The 20,886-nt window shown below is 72.7% G+C and carries 20 protein-coding genes; 13 read left to right on the top strand and 7 right to left on the bottom strand.

The features are described from left to right. Positions 1-22 precede the first annotated feature (22 nt). The 4 genes from AC6EXY_RS08880 to AC6EXY_RS08895 all read right to left on the bottom strand — a co-directional run bounded on the left by AC6EXY_RS08880 (position 23) and on the right by AC6EXY_RS08895 (position 3,466). Positions 23-844 carry an alpha/beta fold hydrolase gene (locus AC6EXY_RS08880; RefSeq protein ID WP_243407218.1) on the bottom strand — a complete coding sequence of 274 codons (822 nt, stop codon included), beginning with the start codon at positions 842-844 and terminating at the stop codon, positions 23-25. Positions 845-1,010: 166 nt separating this feature from the next. Beyond that, positions 1,011-1,538, bottom strand: a complete 528-nt coding sequence (locus AC6EXY_RS08885; RefSeq protein ID WP_101830410.1) for a DoxX family protein — start codon at positions 1,536-1,538, stop codon at positions 1,011-1,013. Between the two features lie 189 nt (positions 1,539-1,727). Beyond that, entirely contained in the window at positions 1,728-2,969 is a 1,242-nt protein-coding gene (locus tag AC6EXY_RS08890) for a CapA family protein (RefSeq protein WP_101830411.1), read from the bottom strand. Between the two features lie 71 nt (positions 2,970-3,040). Beyond that, the gene (locus AC6EXY_RS08895; protein WP_480014307.1) at positions 3,041-3,466 is read right to left on the bottom strand and encodes a MarR family winged helix-turn-helix transcriptional regulator; all 426 of its coding nucleotides are present in this window, start codon (positions 3,464-3,466) and stop codon (positions 3,041-3,043) included. A 513-nt stretch (positions 3,467-3,979) separates the two neighbouring features. Between AC6EXY_RS08895 and AC6EXY_RS08900 the strand changes: the two genes are divergently transcribed. From AC6EXY_RS08900 to AC6EXY_RS08920, 5 genes are all read left to right on the top strand, one after another. Further along, a complete protein-coding gene (locus AC6EXY_RS08900; protein ID WP_499816560.1) occupies positions 3,980-5,170 on the top strand; it encodes a BON domain-containing protein in 1,191 nt (396 codons plus the stop codon). Beyond that, positions 5,167-6,009 (top strand): metallophosphoesterase family protein, encoded by an 843-nt coding sequence (locus AC6EXY_RS08905; protein ID WP_499816561.1) that lies wholly within the window; start codon positions 5,167-5,169, stop codon positions 6,007-6,009. The genes AC6EXY_RS08900 and AC6EXY_RS08905 overlap by 4 nt, the downstream gene beginning before the upstream one ends. A 629-nt stretch (positions 6,010-6,638) precedes the next feature. After that, positions 6,639-7,097: a DUF2795 domain-containing protein gene (locus AC6EXY_RS08910; RefSeq protein ID WP_101830414.1), complete on the top strand. Its 459-nt coding sequence runs from the start codon at positions 6,639-6,641 to the stop codon at positions 7,095-7,097. Positions 7,098-7,874: 777 nt separating this feature from the next. Further along, positions 7,875-8,222: a hypothetical protein gene (locus tag AC6EXY_RS08915; RefSeq protein ID WP_101830884.1), complete on the top strand. Its 348-nt coding sequence runs from the start codon at positions 7,875-7,877 to the stop codon at positions 8,220-8,222. Between the two features lie 29 nt (positions 8,223-8,251). After that, on the top strand, positions 8,252-8,485 hold the full coding sequence (locus AC6EXY_RS08920; protein ID WP_101830883.1) for a hypothetical protein: 234 nt from the start codon (positions 8,252-8,254) through the stop codon (positions 8,483-8,485). 6 nt (positions 8,486-8,491) lie between these two features. Here the strand turns inward: AC6EXY_RS08920 and AC6EXY_RS08925 are convergent, their stop codons facing one another. Continuing rightward, the gene (locus AC6EXY_RS08925) at positions 8,492-8,725 is read right to left on the bottom strand and encodes an FmdB family zinc ribbon protein (RefSeq protein ID WP_101830882.1); all 234 of its coding nucleotides are present in this window, start codon (positions 8,723-8,725) and stop codon (positions 8,492-8,494) included. Positions 8,726-8,889: 164 nt separating this feature from the next. On the opposite strand from AC6EXY_RS08925, the gene AC6EXY_RS08930 reads away from it, so the two are divergent. Beyond that, positions 8,890-9,909 carry an asparaginase gene (locus AC6EXY_RS08930; protein WP_499816562.1) on the top strand — a complete coding sequence of 340 codons (1,020 nt, stop codon included), beginning with the start codon at positions 8,890-8,892 and terminating at the stop codon, positions 9,907-9,909. On the opposite strand, the gene AC6EXY_RS08935 is transcribed toward AC6EXY_RS08930, so the two are convergent. After that, positions 9,883-10,485 (bottom strand): DnaJ domain-containing protein, encoded by a 603-nt coding sequence (locus tag AC6EXY_RS08935; RefSeq protein WP_499816563.1) that lies wholly within the window; start codon positions 10,483-10,485, stop codon positions 9,883-9,885. The two genes, AC6EXY_RS08930 and AC6EXY_RS08935, sit on opposite strands and share 27 nt — an antisense overlap. 292 nt (positions 10,486-10,777) lie before the next feature. Here AC6EXY_RS08935 and AC6EXY_RS08940 point away from each other — a divergent pair, with 292 nt between their 5' ends. The 7 genes from AC6EXY_RS08940 (at position 10,778) to AC6EXY_RS08970 (ending at position 19,673) form a co-directional block, all read left to right on the top strand. Next, positions 10,778-12,187 carry a CoA transferase gene (locus tag AC6EXY_RS08940; protein WP_499816564.1) on the top strand — a complete coding sequence of 470 codons (1,410 nt, stop codon included), beginning with the start codon at positions 10,778-10,780 and terminating at the stop codon, positions 12,185-12,187. 271 nt (positions 12,188-12,458) lie between these two features. Continuing rightward, positions 12,459-13,628, top strand: coding sequence for a branched-chain amino acid ABC transporter substrate-binding protein (locus tag AC6EXY_RS08945; RefSeq protein ID WP_499816565.1), 1,170 nt, complete (start codon positions 12,459-12,461; stop codon positions 13,626-13,628). A 28-nt stretch (positions 13,629-13,656) separates the two neighbouring features. After that, positions 13,657-14,589 (top strand): branched-chain amino acid ABC transporter permease, encoded by a 933-nt coding sequence (locus AC6EXY_RS08950; RefSeq protein WP_101830879.1) that lies wholly within the window; start codon positions 13,657-13,659, stop codon positions 14,587-14,589. Then, positions 14,586-15,914 carry a branched-chain amino acid ABC transporter permease gene (locus AC6EXY_RS08955; RefSeq protein ID WP_101830878.1) on the top strand — a complete coding sequence of 443 codons (1,329 nt, stop codon included), beginning with the start codon at positions 14,586-14,588 and terminating at the stop codon, positions 15,912-15,914. The genes AC6EXY_RS08950 and AC6EXY_RS08955 overlap by 4 nt, the downstream gene beginning before the upstream one ends. 107 nt (positions 15,915-16,021) lie before the next feature. Beyond that, on the top strand, positions 16,022-16,885 hold the full coding sequence (locus AC6EXY_RS08960) for an ABC transporter ATP-binding protein (protein ID WP_101830885.1): 864 nt from the start codon (positions 16,022-16,024) through the stop codon (positions 16,883-16,885). Beyond that, positions 16,885-17,724 (top strand): ABC transporter ATP-binding protein, encoded by an 840-nt coding sequence (locus tag AC6EXY_RS08965; RefSeq protein ID WP_499816566.1) that lies wholly within the window; start codon positions 16,885-16,887, stop codon positions 17,722-17,724. Before AC6EXY_RS08960 ends, AC6EXY_RS08965 begins: the two co-directional genes overlap by 1 nt. A 176-nt stretch (positions 17,725-17,900) precedes the next feature. Further along, positions 17,901-19,673, top strand: coding sequence for a class I adenylate-forming enzyme family protein (locus AC6EXY_RS08970; RefSeq protein ID WP_243407306.1), 1,773 nt, complete (start codon positions 17,901-17,903; stop codon positions 19,671-19,673). On the opposite strand, the gene AC6EXY_RS08975 is transcribed toward AC6EXY_RS08970, so the two are convergent. After that, on the bottom strand, positions 19,670-20,767 hold the full coding sequence (locus AC6EXY_RS08975) for a hypothetical protein (RefSeq protein ID WP_101830876.1): 1,098 nt from the start codon (positions 20,765-20,767) through the stop codon (positions 19,670-19,672). The genes AC6EXY_RS08970 and AC6EXY_RS08975 overlap by 4 nt on opposite strands. Between the last annotated feature and the right edge of the window lie 119 nt (positions 20,768-20,886).

Here is a 20,886-nt window from a genome sequence, read left to right on the forward strand (position 1 = left end):
GCTGTGCTACATCCTGGCTGTGTTACACCGTCTCGCTGACCTGGCCCAGGGCCAGGGTCAGCTCCAGGCGGGGCCGGACCCGGTGGCGGAGGAACTCGATGATCCGCTCGTCGAAGACGGCGTTGTCGTCGCCGGTGACCATGTGGTGCGCGCCGACGACGTCGCAGTAGTCGGCATGCGGCACGAGATCGAGGAAACGGCGGGCGTCCTCGCGGCTGAGCACGTCCGACTGGCCGCCGCGTACCAGCAGGGTCGGCAGCCGCAGGGTCGCGGCCACCCGGGACAGCGACTGCTCGGACGGCCGGCCCAGCCGCCGGTGGGGAGCGTGGTTCGCGGGCGGGAAGACGAAGACCGGATCCCAGTGCCAGAACCAGCGGCCGTCCGCCTCCCGCAGGTTCTTGCGCAGACCGCTGACGTCGCGGGGGCGCTCGCGGTGCGGCAGGTAGGCGGAGACCGCGTCGGCGGCCTCCTCCAGCGAGCCGAAGCCGTTCGGGGCGGCCTGCATGAACTCCGTGATCCGGCCGGTACCGCCGCGCTGGAGGAACGGGGAGACGTCGACGAGGACCAGGCCGCGGGCGATCCCCGTGTCACGGCCGAGGGCGCTCAGCGCGGAGATGCCGCCGAGGGAGGCGCCGACGAACACCGGCGGCTGGTCGAGGACGGCGCGCACCGCCTGGACGTCGTCGGTGAAACGGTCGAACGAGTAGTCGCCGTCGGGCGACCAGCCGGAGTCGCCGTGGCCACGCAGGTCGACCGACAACGCGTACCAGCCCTCGTCCGCGAGCCGGCGTGCCGTGCGCCGCCAGGAATGGCGGGTCTGGCCGCCGCCGTGTAGCAGTACCACCGGGGGATCCGTGGGCTGTCCGAAGGTGTCGGCGGCGAGCGAGAGCCCTGCCGACGGAATGCGCAGGGACGGAGTCAGCGAGTCAGAAGGCACGTAGGCCAGTATTAGCACGCTCAATGGCGACGCGCGCCCTTCGGCGCCTACGCCGCCGCTGGGACGGCCCCGGTCAGGACTGCGTGGACTCGGCCGGCTTGCGCTCCGGACGCCAGGAGGTGGCCAGCAGCAGGGCGGCGCCCCCGATGCCGAGGATGACGGCGATCAGGCCACCGACCCAGCCGTCGAGGTCGGTGTCGATTCCGATCGCGTGGTCCAGCGACGCCGTGCCCGGCCCGAGGATGCCGATCGCCGCGCAGACCACCCCGATCATCAGGACATACTCGTAGCCCTGGCCCGGCCGGAAGATGAAGAAGCCGTTGGTGCGGTGCGCCGTGATGCCCGCGACGACCATCGTGCCCATCAGCGCGCCGGCGCTGAACGGGGTGAGGAAGCCGAAGACGAGGCCGAACCCGGCGCCGAGCTCGACGAGGCCGGATGCCCACGCGTGCACGATGCCCGGGCGCAGGCCCATGCTCTGGAACCAGCCTGCGGTTCCCTTGATCCCCCCGCCTCCGAGGACATGGTTGTAGCCATGGGCGACCAGGGTGAGACCCACAATGACCCGGAGCACCAGGGCCGCGGTGTCAGGCGATGTCACGTGTCCTCCTCGAGACGGGCATACCTGGAGCGCCTCCGGCCAGCGCGCCGGTGTCGCAGCGCCGACAGTAGCGGGTCGATGGGGAACACACGTTAATTGCAATTAATGAGATCTAAGCAAATTTGTTCGCTCAGGGCGGAACATGCTGGTGGGCGGCCACTTCAGGGCGGCCACTTCAGGGCGGCCACTTCAGGGCGGCGCGGCAAGGTCGCGGGGTAGGCGGTCCACCCTGACGCCGTCGGTCGAGCCGAGCGTCCCCTCCGCGGCGATGACCCGATGCCAGGCCGCGTTCAGGCGGCGCCGCAGCGAGGCCGATGTGGCGTGGTCGTCAAGGGCGTCGGCGATCGGCCAGCACGCGGTGCCGGCCGGGTCGGACCAGGTGGGTGTGTAGGTCAGGCCGGCGACCAGCCAGCCGAGGGCGGTGCGCCGCACCTGTGCGGTCAGCAGCAGCCCGACGCGACCCGGGCCCGGGTCCGCCGCGCCCGCGCCGCCGATGGCCGCGTCCCTGTCGGTCGGTCCGAGGGCGGTGCCGAGGTCATAGGCGACGAAGCGCCCGGCGACCCGTTCGACGGGCAGGGGACCGCCGCTGCCGGCACCGAGGATGAGGTCCACGGCGGGCGAGGCGAGCAGGTCGCGGGCGAGGGCGCGCTGGTGCGCGGTGACGGTCGCCTGGCCGGGGTGACCCCAGTGGACCTGCACGATGACGAGGTCGGCGCCGTGGTCCCGGGCCCGCTCGGCGTCGTGGGCGACCCGGTCCGCGGTCAGGGCGGAGTCGTCGCGATAGCGCAGCACCGTGACACTCATGTCGCGCACGGTTATCGCCTCGGTGGCGGCCTCGGCGTCGGTGCCGGCGTCGGTGGCGCACTGGTCGAGGCCGACGGCGGCGAGCGCGTCCGTGGCGGCTCGCGGGCCGGGCGCGACGAGCCGGCAGAGGGCGAGGTCGGCCGAGGTGCCGTAGCCGCGCAGTCGGGCCAGTGCGGTCCGGGGATCGGTGACCCGGGACAGATCGATGTCGCCGGCGGCGACGAGGACGACGGAGGTGGCCCCGGGTTCAAGGCCCGCGGGTCCGCCCACCCGACCGGCCCCGGCGGTCCCAGCTGACGCGCCGGACGCGCCGTAGGCGACGTCGCCGTGCGTGGCGCCGCCCCTGGGAGGCCCGGTGTGGGGGAGCCCACCGGGCAGGGCGCGCAGGATGGCTGCCCGCGCACCGCCGTCGGGCCCGTCTCGGTCGGGACGACCCGCCGGGGATGAGGTGGCGGGCCGGGCGGCCTCGCGCCCGTGGAGCGGGGACGAGGCGGTGATGCCGACAGTGCCGACCGCGAGAACAACGAGCCCGACGACAGCGAGTCGCCGATGTGCGGACGGGTCTGGAGACGGAGCGCCCGCCGCCTGGAGGTGACGCCGGGTGCCGTGCCGACGGAGTCGCTGCATCGTCCTCGGTGCGGGTCGGGTCTGAACGACAACCTTCCGCTACCGAGGGTAGTCGATGTGTGACGCTCGGGCTAGCGCGGGCCGCCCTGGTCGACGATCCGCGTCAGCATGGACAGCAGCGCGCCCTGTTCCTCCTGCGACAGAGGCGCCAGCAGTTTGTCGTTCATCTGCTCGATGCGATCCGCGACCTGCCCGTGGGTCGACTCACCGCGTTTGGTCAGCCGTAGGACGTTGCGCCGGCCGTCGCGCGGGTCGCGGACCCGCCGGATGAGACCTCGCTGGACGAGCCTCGCCACCACGTCGGCGACCGTGGACCGATCGAGCGACGCCCGTTCGCCGAGCGTCCGCTGATCGATGTCGGGATCGGCCAGCAGGCTGTTGAGGACCACGAACTGTGGCGGCGTCGTCTCGGTGGAGACGGTCGTCGTCCACAGCTGGTACGTGACCTGCTGCAGTCTGCGGGCAAGCTGACCGGGATGGCTGGACATGTCCACCACGCCGCTGGTGCTGGGCGGCTCGGCCGGCTGCGCGGGCAAGGCCGCCGGTCCTGTGGCGCGTTGCCCGGGTAGGCGCTCGCCGGAATGTTCCAGCGCGCTGGTGTCATCACCGACACCCCTGGGCAACTGGTCGGATCGTGTGCGCGCGTTCAGGGTTCGCTTCCAATCCGGTGTCGAAGTGGGCGGCCGACGAGTTCGCCGCAAAGGTCATCATCGCTCATGTCGGCGCTCGTTGTCGCCAGGGTGTCAGAATCGGGCGGTGCACTGGCGGCGAAGCCGTAACTCCTGTGGCATGTAGTGAAATTATAACTACGGATAACCAGACATCGTGGGACTTGAGCAGTACGCTCGTCACCGCTTCGGGGTAGCCATTCGGGATGTCGTGCACGTGACAGTGCCAAGCCGCCGACACGCCGCCCGGCACGGGAGGTGCATCACAGGGCACATGCGGGTAGTGGCAGCGGTATGGAGGATGCGCCCAGAGGTCTGCGGGAGAGTCTGAAACGGGTCGCCGTGACCCTGAAGGAGGCGGACATCCCGTTCGCCCTCGGGGGAAGCTACGCGTGCTGGGCCCGCGGCGGCCCCGAGCCGGTTCACGACGTCGATTTCATGCTCCGGGAAGAGGATGTTCCCCAGGCGGTGGCCGTTCTCGCCGCCGCCGGCCTTCGACCGGTCGATCCGCCCGAGGACTGGCTCACCAAGGTGTTCGACGGCGAGGTGCTCGTCGACCTGATCCACCATCCGGTCGGGCGCGCGGTCACCACACAGATGCTCGAACGCTCCAGCGAGATGTCGGTCGACTCGGTCCGGATGCCCGTCCTCGAGGCGACCGACTGGTTCGAGATGACCCTGTTGGCGCTGGAGGAGCGGTACTGCGATCTGGCCCGGGTGTTGCCGATGATCCGGGCGATGCGTGAACAGGTCGACTGGGATCAGGTGCGCCGATCCACCGCGGCGTCGCCGTTCGCCGAGGCCGCGTTGCTGGTCGCCACACGACTCAGTCTCATTCCCCCGGCGGATGGCGACGCGGTCAGCGGCGTCCGCCGGACACCGACTGGCGGGAATGTCCCGGTGACCGGTCGGAATGTGCCGATGAGTCCGGCCCCCGCCGCATTCCCGTCATCCGCTGGCGGCGCGGCCGGAGAACCCCAGGTCGGCCAGCGCGCCGGTCCGAGCACGGACGTCGCCGGCGGCGCCGGCGGCGCTGACGACGCGGCCGGTGCCGCCCTGGCGGAGGCCGACCCGAGCGGGCCGGCTCGGCGTGGCGCGGCGGCCTGCGCGGGCCGGGGACGAGTCCGCGGGGACGGCCCGCGCGCGTCCCCCGGGCCGGCGATCGGCACCGCCGCGGCCGGCCGGATGCCCGCGGGCGGTGCCCGGGCCCCGGGCGGGGCGTCCGGGGCCGGCGCGGGGCCCGGGTCGGGCGCGTGTCTGGACCTCACCGAGGCGGACGAGTATCTGGCCGGTGACCTGCACGAACTTCTCGCGGCGGATCCGCGGGTGGCGGAGCTCGGCCTGGAGGTGGTTCTTCGGGAGGGCTGCGTGCTCGTCGTCGGCGAGGTCGCCACCGACGCCCGCCGCCAGGCGGTGACCGAGGTCGTCGCCGAGGCGTTGCCCGGCCGGGCGGTCCGCAACGAGGTCACCCTGATCTACCGCGGCGCGGTCGACGCCGACACCGAGGACCTGGATGTGGAGACCATCCCATGACGCATGGCGTTCCCGCGCCGGTCCATCTGCGGACGCCCCCGGGGCCCACGATCCGCGTCGCCGCGGTCGGTGACATCCACCTCGGCGTGGACAGCGGCGGCGGCTTCGCGCCGGTCGCCCGCGGTCTCGCCGGGCGCGCGGACGTGCTGCTGCTCGCCGGCGACCTCACCCAGCACGGCCTGGTCGCGGAGGCCCGCGTGGTCGGCGAGGAGGTGGCGGACGCGGAGATCCCGATCCTCGCGGTGCTAGGCAATCATGACTATCACGGCGACGCGGAGGGTGAGATCACCGAGATACTCGCCGACGCCGGCGTGACGGTCCTCGAAGGCGACGGAGCGGTCCTCGACATCGGCGGGGTACGGCTCGGAGTCGCCGGAGTCAAGGGATTCGGAGGTGGCTTTGCCGGCGCGAGCGGAAGCGACTTCGGTGAGCCCCTGATGAAGGCCTTTGTGCGGCATACCAAGGACCTGTCGGCTGACCTGCGGTTTGCACTGGAAGGACTGGACTGTGATATTCGGGTGGCATTGACCCATTACGCCCCGGTACCGGAGACGTTGATCGGGGAGCGAGCGGAGATCTATCCGTTCCTTGGGAGCTACCATCTCGCCGAGGCGGTCGATGCGGGGGGTGCGGATCTTGCCCTGCACGGGCATGCTCATGCCGGTTCGGAACGCGGGTCGACGGCGGGCGGAGTACCGGTTCGCAATGTCGCTCGACCTGTGATCGGAAAGCCCTGCGCGCTCTACGAGATCAGGGTGCCGACGACCGTTGACCGGGAATCGGCAGGGAGTGCGGGGGAGTGGCGCTCGGCGGCTCTGGTCGCGCCGACCGCCACCTGATTCCCTACGCCGTATCGCCCGTTCGGCCCACGGTGGACCGTCCGCCGCGCATCGATCGGCCGTGTGGGGCGCGCCGGCGGTCGGTGCACGGGCCACCCGCCGATGGCCCGATCGGGGGGCGGGGAAGGACCTTTCCGGCGGGGTGAGGTGCTGCCCCGAACGGGGGATGCCTGCCCGATATATCCGCGATCTGGGTGTCGGTGGGCGGTGCGGGAGCCCCGAACGGGTCAGCCGTCCGGGCCACCGGCGAGCCGCGTGGACCACCTCGACTGGCATGGCCCGTCCGGGCGTCACGGTCTCGTCGGCGCAGGGCCCGATCGGGGTCCCGCAACCCGATTGGGGGAGCACTGCCGGGCGGCCGCGCGCCCGCCGGGCGGATGCCCGAGCCCATGGGCCGTCCTCCGGTCCACGACCGCGGCCTGTCCAGCGGGCCCACCAGGTGAACCAGGTCGTCCGTCGGGGTTTGCTTCGTGCGCCAGCGCGCACACCACCTTGGTGGCGTGGTTCCGCGCGGGTGGTGTGGCGCGGCCGCGACCCCCACAGATCGGGCGCTGTCCGCCGCGGCGGGCGGTCCGCGATCCGCCCGCCCGCCGCCGTCCAGTGGGGCCCGTCCAGGAAGGGAGCGCCACGTGGTAGTCGATCGGGGAAGCAGCAAGCACGGACCGCTGCGCGACGAGATCATGGCGCACGAGACGGTCGGGCTCGTGCGCAGCGGTCGGGACACCCGGCTGGAGGAGTGGCGCTCGACCGAGCCGACCGGTGAGCGGCACGACGAGGACACGGCCCATCCGGACGCCGCACGGCTGCGGGCCGCCCCCGCGTCGGCGGCGACGCGCGCCGCATCCACTGCCGCCGGGTCGGCGCCCGCTGGCATGACGCCCCTGGAGCTCGACGATCGTTCCGAGCTCGCGCGCTGGCTGGGCCGAGCGGTCTTTCCCGCCGAGCGGGAGGAGATCATGGATCACCTGCGCCACCAGCACGCCCCGGACTGGGCGGTGGGCAGGGTGGCCGCCGCACCGCCCGATGTCCAGTTCACCTCGGTCGGCGAACTGTGGCGGGCCATGCGATCAGCCTCCGCCGCATACTGACCGTCCGTGGTGGGAGGAAGGGGTCGCAGCCGGCCTCCCCCGGGCGGGGGATCCCGCTGTCGACCATCCGACGCACGCTGGCCGCAGTGCCAGGTCAGGTGAGAAAACCCTGCCAGGACAGGGAAAACAGCCAGGGTCAGGGAATGTGGCGTGCATCATGGAACTGACGGCATGACCCCGGCACCCTTGGGGCACAGAGCAACCATGGGACGCACCGTGCTGGATCGACGGTCACGCACAGCAACCGAGCGTGGCTCGGGTTCCCGAACCGGGACCGCCGCGAACGGCGCTCGCCCGACCGGGCGGAGCCGTTCCGCCTCCCCGCCCGCCACTTCTCCGACCTCTCCGGCACCGGCCGATCCCGCCATCGCGCGGCCCTCTTCCGTGCCCCCCGCCGTCACCCGACCGACCGATGCGGGGCTGTCGGGCATCCGACCGCCCGCCGCCGGGTCGTCCGCCGCCGGGTCGTCCGGTGTGAGGTCGTCCGGTGTGAGGTCGTCCGCCACTGGCCCGTCCGTCGCCGGGCTGACCGACGTCCGGCCGGGCAGAGCCCGCTCATCGGCCGGATCCGGCCGGCAGGGCGCACCGTCACCGGCGGGGGCGGGGGCGCCGCGTCGCCCGACCACCCGCTGGGGGCCGACCCGCGGGGCATCAGCTCATCCGGGAACAGCCCGTCCGGGAACAGCCCGGGTGGGAACGGGTCGTGCGGCGTCGGGAAGGGGCGCGGCGGGTGGGCCGGAGCCGGTCGGCCTCGGGCGGCTGGTGCGGTGGGGGTTGGTGGCCAGCGTCGTCCTGCTGGCCTTGTCCGCGCTGGTCGGCGGGTTCGGCGTGCTGGCCTTCGGGGCACTGGCCGCGCTGTGGGCCCTCGCCATCGCGTGGATCATCGTGTTCGGCCCGCCGGCCGTCGACGGCCACGCGCTGCGGGCACGGGGGGAGCACACGCTGCGCAACGGTGGCCGCACGGCACGCACAAGCCTGCGAGCCGTCGGCGCGAAGGGCGATGCCCTGCGCCGAGACCTGGCCGGCCGGGCCGCCGCGAGGCGAACCGGACGCGGTGACGAGCGGACCGCTCGCGCCGAGCCCGCGGTACAGCCCCCGGAGGGCGGTCAGGTGCCGGGCGCGTGACCAGCGGCGCGGGTGGGTAGGACGAGGGTATGGCGATGCGTGGGCGCGGCGGTGATGACCTGTGGCCCGCGTCGGGCAGCCTGTTGCGGACCCTGGTCTCCGGCCTGGATCAGGCTGAACGAGACGAGACGCTGCGGTTGCTGCACCGGCGCCTGATCGAGGATCGGGCGGCCGCGGGCGGCGGGCAGCGGGAGCGGCAGGTGGACGTCGGGCCGCGTAGCCGGGCGGCGCGGGGGCCCGTGAAGGGCCGTCCCGGTCGGTAGCGGGTGTCAGCCGCAGCAGCCGCCGCCGCAGCAGGCACCGCCGCCACCCGTGGCCGGGGCGGCCATCGCGGGGGCGGGCGCGCCACGGCCGACGGCGACAGCGACGGCGGAGAAGATCCGGGACGTCTCATCGTGCCCGGCGGGGCAGAGCACGCCGCTGGCCGGCGCGGACTCGGTGATGCCGCGGCGGATCTCGAACGAGGTGTCGCACACCCGGCAGCGGTAGTCGTAGGCAGGCACACAGCCAGGGTATGCGGCGCCAGGGGAGGCCGTCACTGTTACGGCGGGCACTGTTACGGCGGGGTTTCGTCCATGCGGCCTGCGCCGGGCGTGCGTGGCCGTACCGCCCGGTCTGCCCCCGTCGTGCGTGGTGCCGTCGTAGTCTGTGCGCCATGGAGCCGCCGGTGGGTCCGAAGGTGGTCGCCGAGGTCGTCAGGGGTCTGCGCGGAGGCGAGCCCTTCGTCGAGAGTGTGCACCGGGGGACGGTGGTGGGACTGGCCCGGGACGGCTCTCTGGCGCTGCGGATCGGCGCGCCCGAGCATCCGGTCCTGCCTCGGTCCGCGGTCAAGCCACTGCAGGCGGCCGCGATGCTGCGCGCCGGGCTCGACGGGGTGTTCCTGAGCCGCGACATTCCCCCCGATCTGCTGGCGATGGTGGCCAGCTCGCACAGCGGCGAGGCGGCGCACGTCGCCCGGGTGCTGGAGATCCTCTCCGTGGCCGGTGTTCCGGTCGACACGCTGCGCTGCCCGGCGGATCTGCCGCTGAGCTCCGCCGCGGCGCAGGCGCACCTTCGTTCTGGTGGGCGCCCGGAGCCGGTGCTGATGAACTGTTCGGGCAAGCACGCCGGAATGATCGCCTGTTGCGTGGCCGCGGGCTGGTCGATCGAGGACTACACCGAGCCGGACCACCCGCTCCAGCAGATCATCCGGCGCACGATCGAGGAGCTGACCGGCGAACAGATCGCCGGCACGGCGGTCGACGGCTGCGGCGCGCCGCTGTTCGCGCTGTCCCTGACCGGGCTTGCCCGGGGAGTGCGGGCCATGGTCCAGGGCGCGGCGGGCAGCGCCGAGCGCCGGGTGGTCGAGGCGATGCGCGGCCATCCGGAGCTGATCGGCGGAGCCGGCTGCAGTGACACCGAGCTGATGCGGGTGGCGCCGGGGGTGGTGGCGAAGAACGGGGCCGAGGGCGTCACGGTCGTGGCCACCCCGGACGGCCACGCCGTCGCCATCAAGATCGCCGATGGCGGTGAGCGGGCGGGCGTGCCGGTGGCGCTCGCCGCGCTGAGCCGGCTCGGCGCCGCGGTCGGCATGGAGTCGCCGGGCCGGCCGGAGCTGGATCTCGCGCGCCTGGCGGTGCTGGTCGCGCCGGCGGTACTCGGCGGCGGCCGCCCCGTCGGCTCACTGCGGGTCCGGCTGCCCGCCTGACGGGTGGTGGTCGTCGGGGGGCGTCGGGCGGCGGGGGCGACTGGCGACGGTGACGGCGATGGGTGGGATGATCGCCGCGACCACCATCATGATCATGGCCGCGGGCAGGGAGTACAGGCGGACGACGGCGCCGCCCAGGATGAACAGCGTCAGGGCGATGCCCATCAGGATGAAGTAGCGGCGACGCACCACGGGGTCCGCGCCCGGGGCTAGCGGGTGTGGACCCCGGTCCGCCGGGGTGCCGGTGCCGGCGCCGCTGTCACCGCCGGCCTGGGGTGGAGACGCCGACTGCTGGGCGCCGGTATGCGGTGGCCAGGAAGTGGATGGCCCGTTCGAGGGGTATGCGCCCGCGGCCGCCTGCCGTGCCGTACCGCTGATCTGCTGGTCATAGCGGCGGCGTAGCTGCGGATCACCGAGCACGCGGTAGGCGACGGCCACGCGGGCGAACGCCGGCGCCCGGCCACCCGCGTCCGGGTGGGTACGCCGCGCGGCCAGCCGGTAGGCGTGACGGATCTGCTCGGCGGTGGCGTCGGGCGGTACGCCCAGTACCTCGTACAGCGATGGTTGCGCACCCATCTGCGGTATCCCTCCGGTCATCCGGGGGCGGGTCAGGCCACGATGACCAGAATGAGCGCACCTCCGCCCGAAGGCGAGCGCGTAACCGCCCCCGGCCACCGATGCGCAAAGTAGCATTCTATGCACCCTACGCCAGTAACAATCATCGTCGCTGCTCACGTGAGGTCACCTCATGGCGTGGGGTGACGGTGGCCGGTATCGCGGCGCCACTTCGCCGGGCATCTGACCCGCCCGGCCGGGCTGAGGCGATACGGGCCGCGCCATGCGCACGTTCCGCGATCCGGGAGGGGAGATGACGCAGGCCACCGGGATCGTCGAGCAGGTCGCGTCAGTGGTCGGGGAACCGGCGGTCGCCGACCGACTGGCCGTGTCCGGACCGCCCGACGTGCTGCCCAGCCTGTTCCAGGTGACGACGCTGGCGGGGGCGTCGATCGCCGCCGCGGCGGTCGGCGCCGGACGGCTGTTGTCCGCCCGCACCGGGCAGGGCGCGGCGGACCTCGCCCTCGACACCCGGCACGCCGCTGCCGTCTTCCGCAGCGAGCGCCACCTGCGGGTGGACGGGCGACCCCCGGCCGACCCGGGCGACCCCATCTCGGGCTACTACCCCACTGCCGACGGGCGGTGGATCCAGTTGCACTGCGGCTTCCCGCACCACCGCAACGGCCTGCTCGACCTGCTCGGCGCGCCGAACGACCGGGCTGGCGTCGCCCGGGTGATCCACCGCCTCGACGCCGCGCCGCTGGAGACGGAACTGCAGGCGATGGGGCTGTGCGCGAGCATGGCCCGGTCGGAGCACGAGTGGTCGGCGCACCGCCAGGGCCGGGCGCTGGCCGAACTTCCGCTGGTGGAGATCACCCGGCTGGACGACACCTCGCCCTGGCCGCCGCGCCCGCTGCGGCCGCACGACGGCCCGGCCGCCGGGGTGCGGGTGCTGGACCTGACCCGGGTCGTCGCCGGGCCGATCGCGGGCCGGACGCTGGCCGGCTACGGCGCGGACGTGCTGCGGGTCGGCGCCGCGCATCTGCCGGAGCTGCCCACGCCGCTGGTCGACACGGGCTTCGGCAAGCGCAACGCCTTCCTCAACCTGCGGGTCGCCGCCGACGCACGGCGCCTGCGCGAGCTGATCGCCACGGCCGACGTGGTCCTGCAGGCCTACCGGCCGAGCGCGCTTGACCGGCTCGGCTTCGGGCCGGACGCCGTCGCCCGGCTGCGCCCGGGCATCGTCTACGCCACCGTGAGCGCCTACGGGCGGCGGGGGCCGTGGAGCGGGCTGCGCGGATTCGACAGCCTCGTGCAGACGGCCTCCGGGATCGCGCTCGCCGGGGCGCGGGCGGCGGGCTCGCCGGAGCCGCTGCCGCTGCCCGCCCAGGCGCTCGACCACGCGACCGGGTATCTCGCCGCGTACGGCGTGCTCGACGCGCTGACCCGGCGGGCGACCGAGGGCGGCAGCTGGCACGTCCGGGTCTCGCTGGCCCGCACCGGGCGCTGGCTGCAGGAGCTCGGCCATCACGACACCCTCGGTCATCCCGATCTGGCGGCGGACGACGTCGCGCCTTACCGCGAGACGGCGGCGAGCGGGTTCGGGCTGCTGTCCTACATCCGCCCGGCCGGCACCGTCGCGGGGGTAGCGCCGCGCTGGAACAGTCCGCCGGCGCGGCTCGGCACCAGCGATCCGGTGTGGCTGGATTCCGTGCGTCAGTAACAATCCTCCATTCGATTTCTGTCTGGTTTCCGCCGAGTCGCGGGGGGATATCCCGACTGCTCTCCGCCCGTTTTCGGGTGAACCGGCGGCGCGCCTGACCGCCACTTTTGTGCCCTCGGTGTAGCAATCCATGGGGGGCACTTTCGGGCGATCCGCTCGGAGGACCGGGTTTCCGCCGACTCGGCGGAGCACCTGCCGGCCGGTGGGGCCTAGGGTGGCTGGGTCGGGCGGTGACATCGGCGTCGCGCCCGGCGAACGGAGGAGGAAACGCATGCGTAGGCGTCCCTTTCTGGGAGCGGTCGCCCTGGCCGCGGCGGTGGCGTTGTCCGCCGCGGCATGTGGGAGCGGTGGAGGTGAATCGTCGTCCGGCCGGAAGACGATCACGATCGGCTTCCAGGGGGTCCTTTCGGGCGATAACCAGCAGCTTGGGCTGAACGCCCTCTACGGCATGCGCACGGCGGTCGCCGAGGTGAATGCCGACGACAGTTCCCCGTTCGAGCTGAAGCTCGTCGAGTCCGACGACGGCGGCTCGCCGGACCAGGGTCCGACCGCGGCCCAGAAGCTCATCGACAACGCGAAGGTCCTCGCCGTGGTCGGCCCGATGTTCTCCGGCGCCACCAAGGCGAGCGAGCCCGCCTACACCCAGGCCGGCCTGCTCTCGGTGAGCCCGTCGGCGACCAACCCCTCGCTGACGAAGCTGGGCTTCCGGACGTTCTACCGGGTCATCGCCCCGGACACCGTGCAGGGCAAGGCCGCCGCCGGCTACCTGTCGGACGTGCTCAGGGCCAGGAAGGTCTTCTCGCTGGACGACAGGAGCGAGTACGGCACCGGCCTGTCCGGCGCGCTGGAGGCCGAGCTGCGGGCCAGGCGGGTCGCGGTCGCCCACGACGGCATCAACCCGACCAAGGACTACACTTCCGAGGCCACCAAGATCGTCGCGGCGGCGCCGGACGTCCTGTACTACTCCGGCTATTACGCCGAACTCGCGCTGCTGTCCAAGGCGCTGAAGGAAAAGGGCTTCACCGGGAAGATCGCCAGCGGTGACGGCTCACTCGACCCGCAGTACGTGGCGCAGGCCGGCAAGGCCGCGGCCGAGGGCACCTATCTCACCTGCCCCTGCGGCGACGCGAACTCCGACCCGTTGGCCGCCGCGTTCGTCGCCTCGTTCCGGAAGGTGAACCACGGCGCGAAGCCCGGCACCTACTCCGGTGAGGCGTACGACGCCACGATGGCGCTGGCGGACGTGTTCAAGAAGCTCGGCAGGGGGGCGGATCGGGAGTCCGTCCTGAGGGCGTTCGGCGCCGTGAACTTCCCGGGCATCACCAAGACCGTCACCTTCGAGCCGAGCGGTGAGGTCAAGGGCTCGAACGTGTTCATCTACCAGGTCAAGAACGGTTCCATCAGTGTCCTTGGGAACACTGCGAACCTGATCAGATCCTGACATCGGTGCGGATGGACGAGGCGAGTGCATGGGTTTTCTGGACCAGTTCTGGCAGCTGAGTGTCGACGGTCTGATGGTCGGCTCGCTGTACGCGGTCATCGCGCTCGGGTACACGCTCGTCTACGGGGTTCTCCAGCTCATCAACTTCGCGCACAGCGAGGTGTTCATGCTGGGTTCCTTCGGCGGCCTGTTCGCCGCCCGGGCGCTGCTGCCGGGGGACGGATCGGTGCCCGGCGGCGCCGGGTCCATCGCGCTGGTCGCGGTGGGCCTCGGCGCCGGCGCGGCCTGCGGCGGGCTGGCCGCCTTCACCCTCGAACGGGTCGCCTACCGGCCGCTGCGGCGGCGTGCGGCGCCCCGGCTGGCCTACCTGATCAGCGCGATCGGCGCGTCCCTGTTCGCGGTGAACCTGGCCGGCAAGGAGTTCGGCCGGCAGAACGTCGACCTGCCGGACCTGTTCCACAACGGCACCGTGTTCCGGCTGTTCGGCGCCGCCGTCTCCACCCAGACGCTGGTGATCTTCGCCGTCGCGGTGGCGATGCTCGTCGGGCTGGACCGGCTCGTCGCCGGCACCCGCCTCGGCCAGGGCATCCGGGCCGTCGCGCAGGACGCCGACACCGCCGTGCTGATGGGCGTCAACGTCGAGCGGATCATCATCGTCACGTTCGTGGTCGGCGGGCTGCTCGCCGGCGCGGGCGGATTCCTGTACGCGATGACGTTCAACGCGTCGTACAGCATGGGGTTCGTCCCCGGGGTGAAGGCGTTCACCGCCGCGGTGCTCGGCGGCATCGGCAATGTGCGCGGCGCCATGCTCGGCGGCCTGCTGCTCGGCCTGGTCGAGAGTTACGGCGGCTACCTGTTCCAGGCGTCCTACAAGGACGTCATCGCGTTCGGAGTCCTGGTGGCGATCCTGATGATCCGACCATCCGGACTGCTCGGCGAGCGGCTGGGGCGGGCGGCATGAGCGCCCGCCCGCGCACGCTCGGCGCCTCGGTGCTGCTCGGCCTGCTCGCCGCCGTCGTCACGGGGCCGACCGGCGACTCCGACGAGCCGCTGCGAGCCGCCTGGGACTCGATCGCCGACGTTCGGATCGTGCTTTTCCTCGGGCTCGCCGTCGCGCTGTGGCTGGTACTGGTCCTCGGCCCGCGGCTGCGCGGGCTCGTCGCCGCGGTGACGGCGCCACCGCGCCGGCGGCTCACCGCCGCCACGCTGACCATGACGGCGCGCCGGTCGGTCGCCGCCGCTGGCCGTCGCGGCAGGACGGTCGCGGTGGGCGGCGGCCTGCTCGCCGTCGCGGTCGTCGCGCCCCTGGTGGTCTCGACCGCGGCCCAGCAGTCGATGGTCAACGACATCGGGATCTATGCGCTGCTGGCGCTCGGGCTCAACGTCGTCGTCGGCTATGCCGGGCTGCTCGACCTCGGCTACATCGCGTTCTTCGCGATCGGCGCCTACGCGACCGCCTACTTCTCCTCGTCGACGGCGATGCCGTGGCACGCGCCGTTCGTGCTCAACCCGTTCTTCGTCTTCCCGATCGCGCTGATCCTCGCCGCGCTGGCCGGCGTCGTCCTCGGCGCGCCGACGCTGCGACTGCGCGGCGACTACCTGGCGATCGTCACCCTCGGCTTCGGTGAGATCATCCACCTGGTCGCCAACAACGCCGACGGCATCACCGGCGGCGCCCGCGGCGCGTTCGGCGTGCCCCATCTGTCGGTCCATCTGGCCGGCGTCGACTACGCGTGGGGCATCGATCCGCTGCCGTACTACTACCTGCTGCTGGTCATCGTGGTCGGGGTGATGGTCGCCTTCGGGCGGCTGGAACGGTCCCGGATCGGCAGGTCGTGGGCGGCGATCCGGGAGGACGAGATCGCCGCCGAGGCCACCGGGGTGGCGACGCTGCGGATGAAACTGCTGGCGTTCGCGCTCGGCGCGTCGGTGTCCGGGTTCGCCGGGGTGCTGTTCGCGTCCAAGCAGTTCTTCAACCCGCAGAGCTTCAGCCTGCAGGCGTCGTTCTTCGTCGTCGCGGTGGTCATCTTCGGCGGGATGGGCTCGCGGCTCGGCGTCGTCGTCGGCGCGGTGGTGCTGCAGGGGCTCGCCTTCTACCTGCGCGACAAGGTCCAGCCCGCCGACCGGTACATCTACTTCGGGGCCGTCATCGTGGTCATGATGATCTTCCGCCCGCAGGGTCTGGTGCCGTCGCGGCGCCGCCGTCGCGAGATCGAGCTGTCGGAGGCGGGTGTCGGCGCCGCCGACTCCCTCGGCTCCGCCACGCCGACCGTGGTCCGCCCGTGAGCCGGGGCGGATCCCACCGTGGCGGTGGCGGTGTGGGTGCGGGCTTCGGCAGGGTGTTCGGTGGCCTGGGCGCGTCGTCCACGTCCGGGGGCGGCGTCGGCTCGGCCGTGCCCGGGGCGCGGCGGCCGGGGCCAGGTGAGGACGCTGCCGCGGATCTGGTCGTCGAGGCCCGGGACCTGTGCCTGCGCTTCGGCGGGGTGACGAGCCTGGACGGCGTCTCGCTGCGCCAGCGCCGCGGGGAGATCCTCGCCGTGATCGGCCCGAACGGCGCCGGCAAGACGTCGCTGTTCAACTGCCTGACCGGCGCCTACCGGCCACAGCACGGCACGGTCACGTTCTGGCCCACCCCGGACCGGCCGGCCCAGCTCGTCGGCCGCCGCCCGCACGCGATCACCCGTCTCGGCGTGGCCCGCACGTTCCAGAACATCCGGCTGTTCCCCGCCCTGACGGCGCTGGAGAACGTGCAGGTCGGCATCGAGATGCGGCAGCGGTACGGGCCGCTGTCCGCCGTGCTCGGGCTGCCGTCCGCGCGCCGCGCCGAACGCGACGGGGTGCGCCGCGCCCTGGAACTGCTGGACCTGGTCGGCCTCGCACATCGTGCGCACGAGGTGGCCGCCTCCCTGCCCTACGGCGAGCAGCGGCGACTGGAGATCGCCCGCGCCCTCGGCACCGGCCCGAGCCTGCTGCTGCTCGACGAACCGGCGGCCGGCACCAACCCGGCCGAGAAGCGCGACCTCGCCGGCCTGATCGGCCGCATCGCCGCGACGGGCATGTCGGTGCTGCTCATCGAGCACGACATGGGCCTGGTGATGTCGCTGGCCACGTCCGTCGCCGTGCTCAACTTCGGTCGGGTCATCGCCTGCGGCACCCCCGCCGAGGTCCAGCGGGACCCGGCCGTCATCGAGGCCTACCTCGGCGTCGGCGACGACGGCCCGGACGCCGGCGGCGCTACCGGGAAGGAGCTGCGCTGATGCTGCTGACGTTGACGGACGTCGAGGTCGCCTACGGCGCGGTGACCGCCCTGCGCGGGGTCAGCCTCGAGGTCGCCGAGGGCGAGATCGTCACCCTGCTGGGCGCGAACGGCGCCGGTAAGACGACCACCCTGCGCACGATCTCAGGCCTGCTGCGCCCCCGCGCCGGCGAGGTGCGTCTCGACGGCTGCTCGCTGTCGACGATCCCCGCGCACGATCTGGTCGCCCGCGGTGTCAGCCACGTGCCCGAGGGGCGGCGGGTGTTCCCGAGCATGAGCGTCCGGGAGAACCTGCTGATGGGCGCCTACCGCGACCGCCGGCACGCACGCGCGGACCTGGACCGGGTGCTCGCGCTGTTCCCGCGGCTGGGGGAGCGGATCGGGCAGGCGGGCGGCACGCTGTCCGGCGGCGAGCAGCAGATGCTGGCGATCGGCCGGGCACTGATGAGCCGCCCTCGCCTCGTCCTGCTCGACGAACCGTCGATGGGCCTGGCGCCGATGATCGTGCGCACCATCTTCGAGGTGATCGCGGAGATCAACCGCAACGGCGTCGCGGTGCTGCTCGTCGAGCAGAACGCGACCTCGGCGCTGCGCATCGCCCGTCGCGGCTACGTGCTGGAGACCGGCCGCGTCGTCCTCGCCGACACCGCCGCCGGCCTGCTCGCCGACGACCGCGTCCGCCAGGCCTACCTCGGCGAGGACGTCACCACCGCCCCACCGGACACCACCGCCCCACCGGACACCACCGCCCCACCGGACACCACCGCCCCACCGGACACCACCGCCCCACCGGACACCACCGCCCCACCGGACACCACCACCCACGCACCCTCGTCCTGACCGCGGAGGTTCTGCCCGAAGGTGACCCGCCGGGGATGTCGGTGGGGTGACGATCAGGCTTCGAGGTGTCAAACTCTTCGGGCGCTAGCGGATCGGGGCCGTCGGTGCGGGGACGACGGCGAGAGCGGCGAGAGCGGCCGACACGAGACGCGATGCTGGTAGGAGGTTTGCGGCGGATGGTGAGCACGGCCGGGCGACGGCAGGACGGGGTCAGTCTGGGGCGGCTCGCGGAGATCGCCGAGGAGCGCACCGGTGGGGCCGAGGAGCTGCTCTTCGAGGGCCGGGTGGAGTCCGCCGCGGCGCGGTTCGCGCAGGCGCGGCGGTTCGGCGCCGGGCTGCGGGCCCTGGGGCTGCGCGACGGTGACCGGGTGGTCGTCCACATGGCGAACTGCCCCGAGGTCATCAGCACCTATCACGGTGTGTGGCGGGCCGGCGGAGTCGTCACGCCGGTGCTGTTCCTGCTCGATGAGCCGGAGCTGAGCCGGGTCATCGCCGACAGCGGTGCTCGTTTCGTCGTCACCACCCCGGACTTCCTGGCGAAGACGCGCGCGGCCGCCCGCGCCTGCCCCGATGTCCGGGCGGTCATCCTCGCTGACGCCGCAGGTCACCCTGGCGCAGGCCACGCCGACGATGCGGATCGTCCCAGCAGCGCGGGCCACTCCGGCGATGCGGGTCGCCCCGGCGGTGCTGGGGGCCTCGGCGGTGTTGATCACCCGGACACACGCTCGACCGGCGCCGGGCAGGAGCGGGGTGGACCGCCGGTGGTGCGGTTCGACGAGGTGGCGGGGGGCGAGGAGGGGCCGCTTTCGTCCGTGGGGCCGGATGACATGGCGGCGCTGCTCTATACCGGCGGGACGACCGGGCGGGCGCGCGGCGTCGTCCTGTCGCATGACGCGCTGTCCGCTGGGGGTTACGGTGCGGCGGCGGGGGCGGAGGACGAGGGGCTCGTCGGGCTGTTGCCGTTGCCGTTGTCGCACGTCTACGGGCTGACGATCAGCGTGATGGCGCTGCACGCGCGCAAGCCGGGACCCTCGGTCCTGATGCGCTGGTTCGACCCGCGGGGGTGGCTCGAACTGGTCGCCGAGCACCGGGTGAACGTGAGCGCGCTCGTTCCGTCGATGATCGCGCAGCTGCTCGCGGAGCCGTTGCACCTGTACGACATGTCGTCGCTGGGCCGGTTGGTCAGCGGCGGCGCGCCGTTGCCGCGGGAGACGGCGCTCGAGTGGGGTCGCCGGCTGCCCGGCGTCGAGCTGGTCGAGGGGTACGGCTGCACGGAGAGCGCGGGCATCATCGCCACGACGCCGCCGGGTGCCGCCCGGCTGGGCAGCGTCGGACGGGCCGCTCCCGGGGCTCGGGTGCGTGTCGAGCTGTCGGACGGTACACCCGCTCTGCCGGGCCAGGACGGCGAGATCTGCGTGCGCGGGCCGATGATGATGTCCGGCTACTGGCGGGACGAGGCCGCGACCGGCCTGGCGCTGCGCGACGGCTGGCTGCACACCGGCGACATCGGCCGCGTCGACGCCGACGGCTACCTGTTCGTCGTCGACCGGATGAAGGACCTGATCATCCGGGGTGGGGTCAACGTCTATCCGCGTGACGTCGAGGATGGCCTGCTCGGCCATCCTGACGTGGCGGCCTGTGGGGTGGTGGGGCGGCCGAGCCCGCGCCACGGCGAGGAGGTCGTCGCGTTCGTGCAGCTCGCGCCGGGTGGGACGGCCTGTGCGGAGGAGCTCGTCCGGTGGAGCCGGGCCCGGCTCGGGCCGCTGCGCTACCCGCGCGAGGTGCACCTCGTCGAGGCACTTCCCGTCACCAGCACCCTGAAGACCGATCGTAGGGCGCTGCGCTCCCTGCTCGCGGCGCCGACCGCCCGACATGCCTCGACCGCCCGACATGCCTCGACCGTCGGGCAGGCTTCGACCTCGACGTCGCCCGATTCGGACCTCGTCTAACCAGTCGAGTGGACGCCGTGGCTCTGGATGGCGCCGCGGGCGAGGGACAGCGCGTCGGGCGAGGCGTTGATGTTGTTGGCGTCCATGAAGCTGAACGCGAAAAGGCCGGCCTGGCTGAGCTGGCGTGGCTCGTCTCCGGTCAGCAGGCTCCGCATGTCGGACTCCCAGCTGGACTGGTGCTCCGACTTGAAGTGGGCGAGCATCACCGGACCGTACTGGCCGAGCTCCCGGGTCATGGCGATCACGTCGGCGGCGTTCGGGTCGTCGCCCATGGCCTGGAAGCTCTCGAAGTCCGAGGCCCGCATCACGTCGGCGAAGTGCGCGATCATCGAGTGGCCGCCACCGGTCAGCGGATCGTCCCAGCGGTCCTGCCAGCCGCCCCAGCCGAGGGAGACGCGGGAGTTCGGCGCACCGTCGTGGAAGATCCGCATCGCGGCGAGGTACTGGTCCTGCAGGGCCAGGTAGTAGTTGGTCGTGTCGGGGGAGTCGCCCCACGAGTTCGGATGGCACGGGTACGTCTGGAACTCGGTGAACAGGGTGACGTAGAGGGGCGGTCCGCCGGCGGAGCCGGAGAAGATCGATGCCAGCTCGCGGGCGTTGTCGAGGAACTGGCTGGACAGCGGGTACGCGCGGCCGCAGGCCTGACCGTGGGAGGTCTGGATGGTGCCGACGTCGCCGGTGCCGTCAAGCCAGACGATCAGGTGGATGCCGTGGCCGGACTGGTACACCTCCGGGATCAGGTCGTTCTTCCACAGCCGCAGGAAGCCCAGGTCGTTCGGCCCGTTGAACCAGGTGCTGTAGAAGTCGAGGTCGGGCGCGAGCGGGGAGCTCTGCGCACTGTCGAGGCCCGGTCCGAGCCCGAAGCGCAGCTTGCCGACCGGTGTCGCGGGCACCTGCCGGAGACGGTCGGTCAACGCCAGCCGCGGCACGCCGTTCCGGGCGCCGCCGCCGCTGTCGCCGGTGAGGGAACCCGAGCCACGCCGTTCCGAGGTGTGGCCGCCGACCCCGTGGGCGACGAGGGCCGCGGCGACGGCCGTCACAGCCAGCAGGGCGATGAGTGGTGCCGCGAGATGTCGGAACCTCCGGCTACGCATGGACAGATTCCTCTCGCGGCGACCAACCCGGAACGGGCATGACTGTAATCGATCGAACACTTTCCGGAGTCGCAGGTGGGGTGGGTGAGTTGCCACGTGCGATGTGACGACCGGGCGGG

It is taken from the genome of Frankia sp. RB5, from assembly GCF_059816245.1.

Bases quoted from the DNA above. Each gene is read 5' to 3' on its own strand.
- AC6EXY_RS08950 (WP_101830879.1), top strand. From the start codon at position 13,657: ATGGGTTTTCTGGACCAGTTCTGGCAGCTGAGTGTCGACGGTCTGATG.
- AC6EXY_RS08935 (WP_499816563.1), bottom strand. From the start codon at position 10,485: ATGGGTGCGCAACCATCGCTGTACGAGGTACTGGGCGTACCGCCCGAC.
- AC6EXY_RS08955 (WP_101830878.1), top strand. From the start codon at position 14,586: ATGAGCGCCCGCCCGCGCACGCTCGGCGCCTCGGTGCTGCTCGGCCTG.
- AC6EXY_RS08975 (WP_101830876.1), bottom strand. From the start codon at position 20,767: ATGCGTAGCCGGAGGTTCCGACATCTCGCGGCACCACTCATCGCCCTG.
- AC6EXY_RS08945 (WP_499816565.1), top strand. From the start codon at position 12,459: ATGCGTAGGCGTCCCTTTCTGGGAGCGGTCGCCCTGGCCGCGGCGGTG.
- AC6EXY_RS08970 (WP_243407306.1), top strand. From the start codon at position 17,901: ATGGTGAGCACGGCCGGGCGACGGCAGGACGGGGTCAGTCTGGGGCGG.
- AC6EXY_RS08965 (WP_499816566.1), top strand. From the start codon at position 16,885: ATGCTGCTGACGTTGACGGACGTCGAGGTCGCCTACGGCGCGGTGACC.
- AC6EXY_RS08920 (WP_101830883.1), top strand. From the start codon at position 8,252: ATGGCGATGCGTGGGCGCGGCGGTGATGACCTGTGGCCCGCGTCGGGC.
- AC6EXY_RS08905 (WP_499816561.1), top strand. From the start codon at position 5,167: ATGACGCATGGCGTTCCCGCGCCGGTCCATCTGCGGACGCCCCCGGGG.
- AC6EXY_RS08940 (WP_499816564.1), top strand. From the start codon at position 10,778: ATGACGCAGGCCACCGGGATCGTCGAGCAGGTCGCGTCAGTGGTCGGG.
- AC6EXY_RS08890 (WP_101830411.1), bottom strand. From the start codon at position 2,969: ATGCAGCGACTCCGTCGGCACGGCACCCGGCGTCACCTCCAGGCGGCG.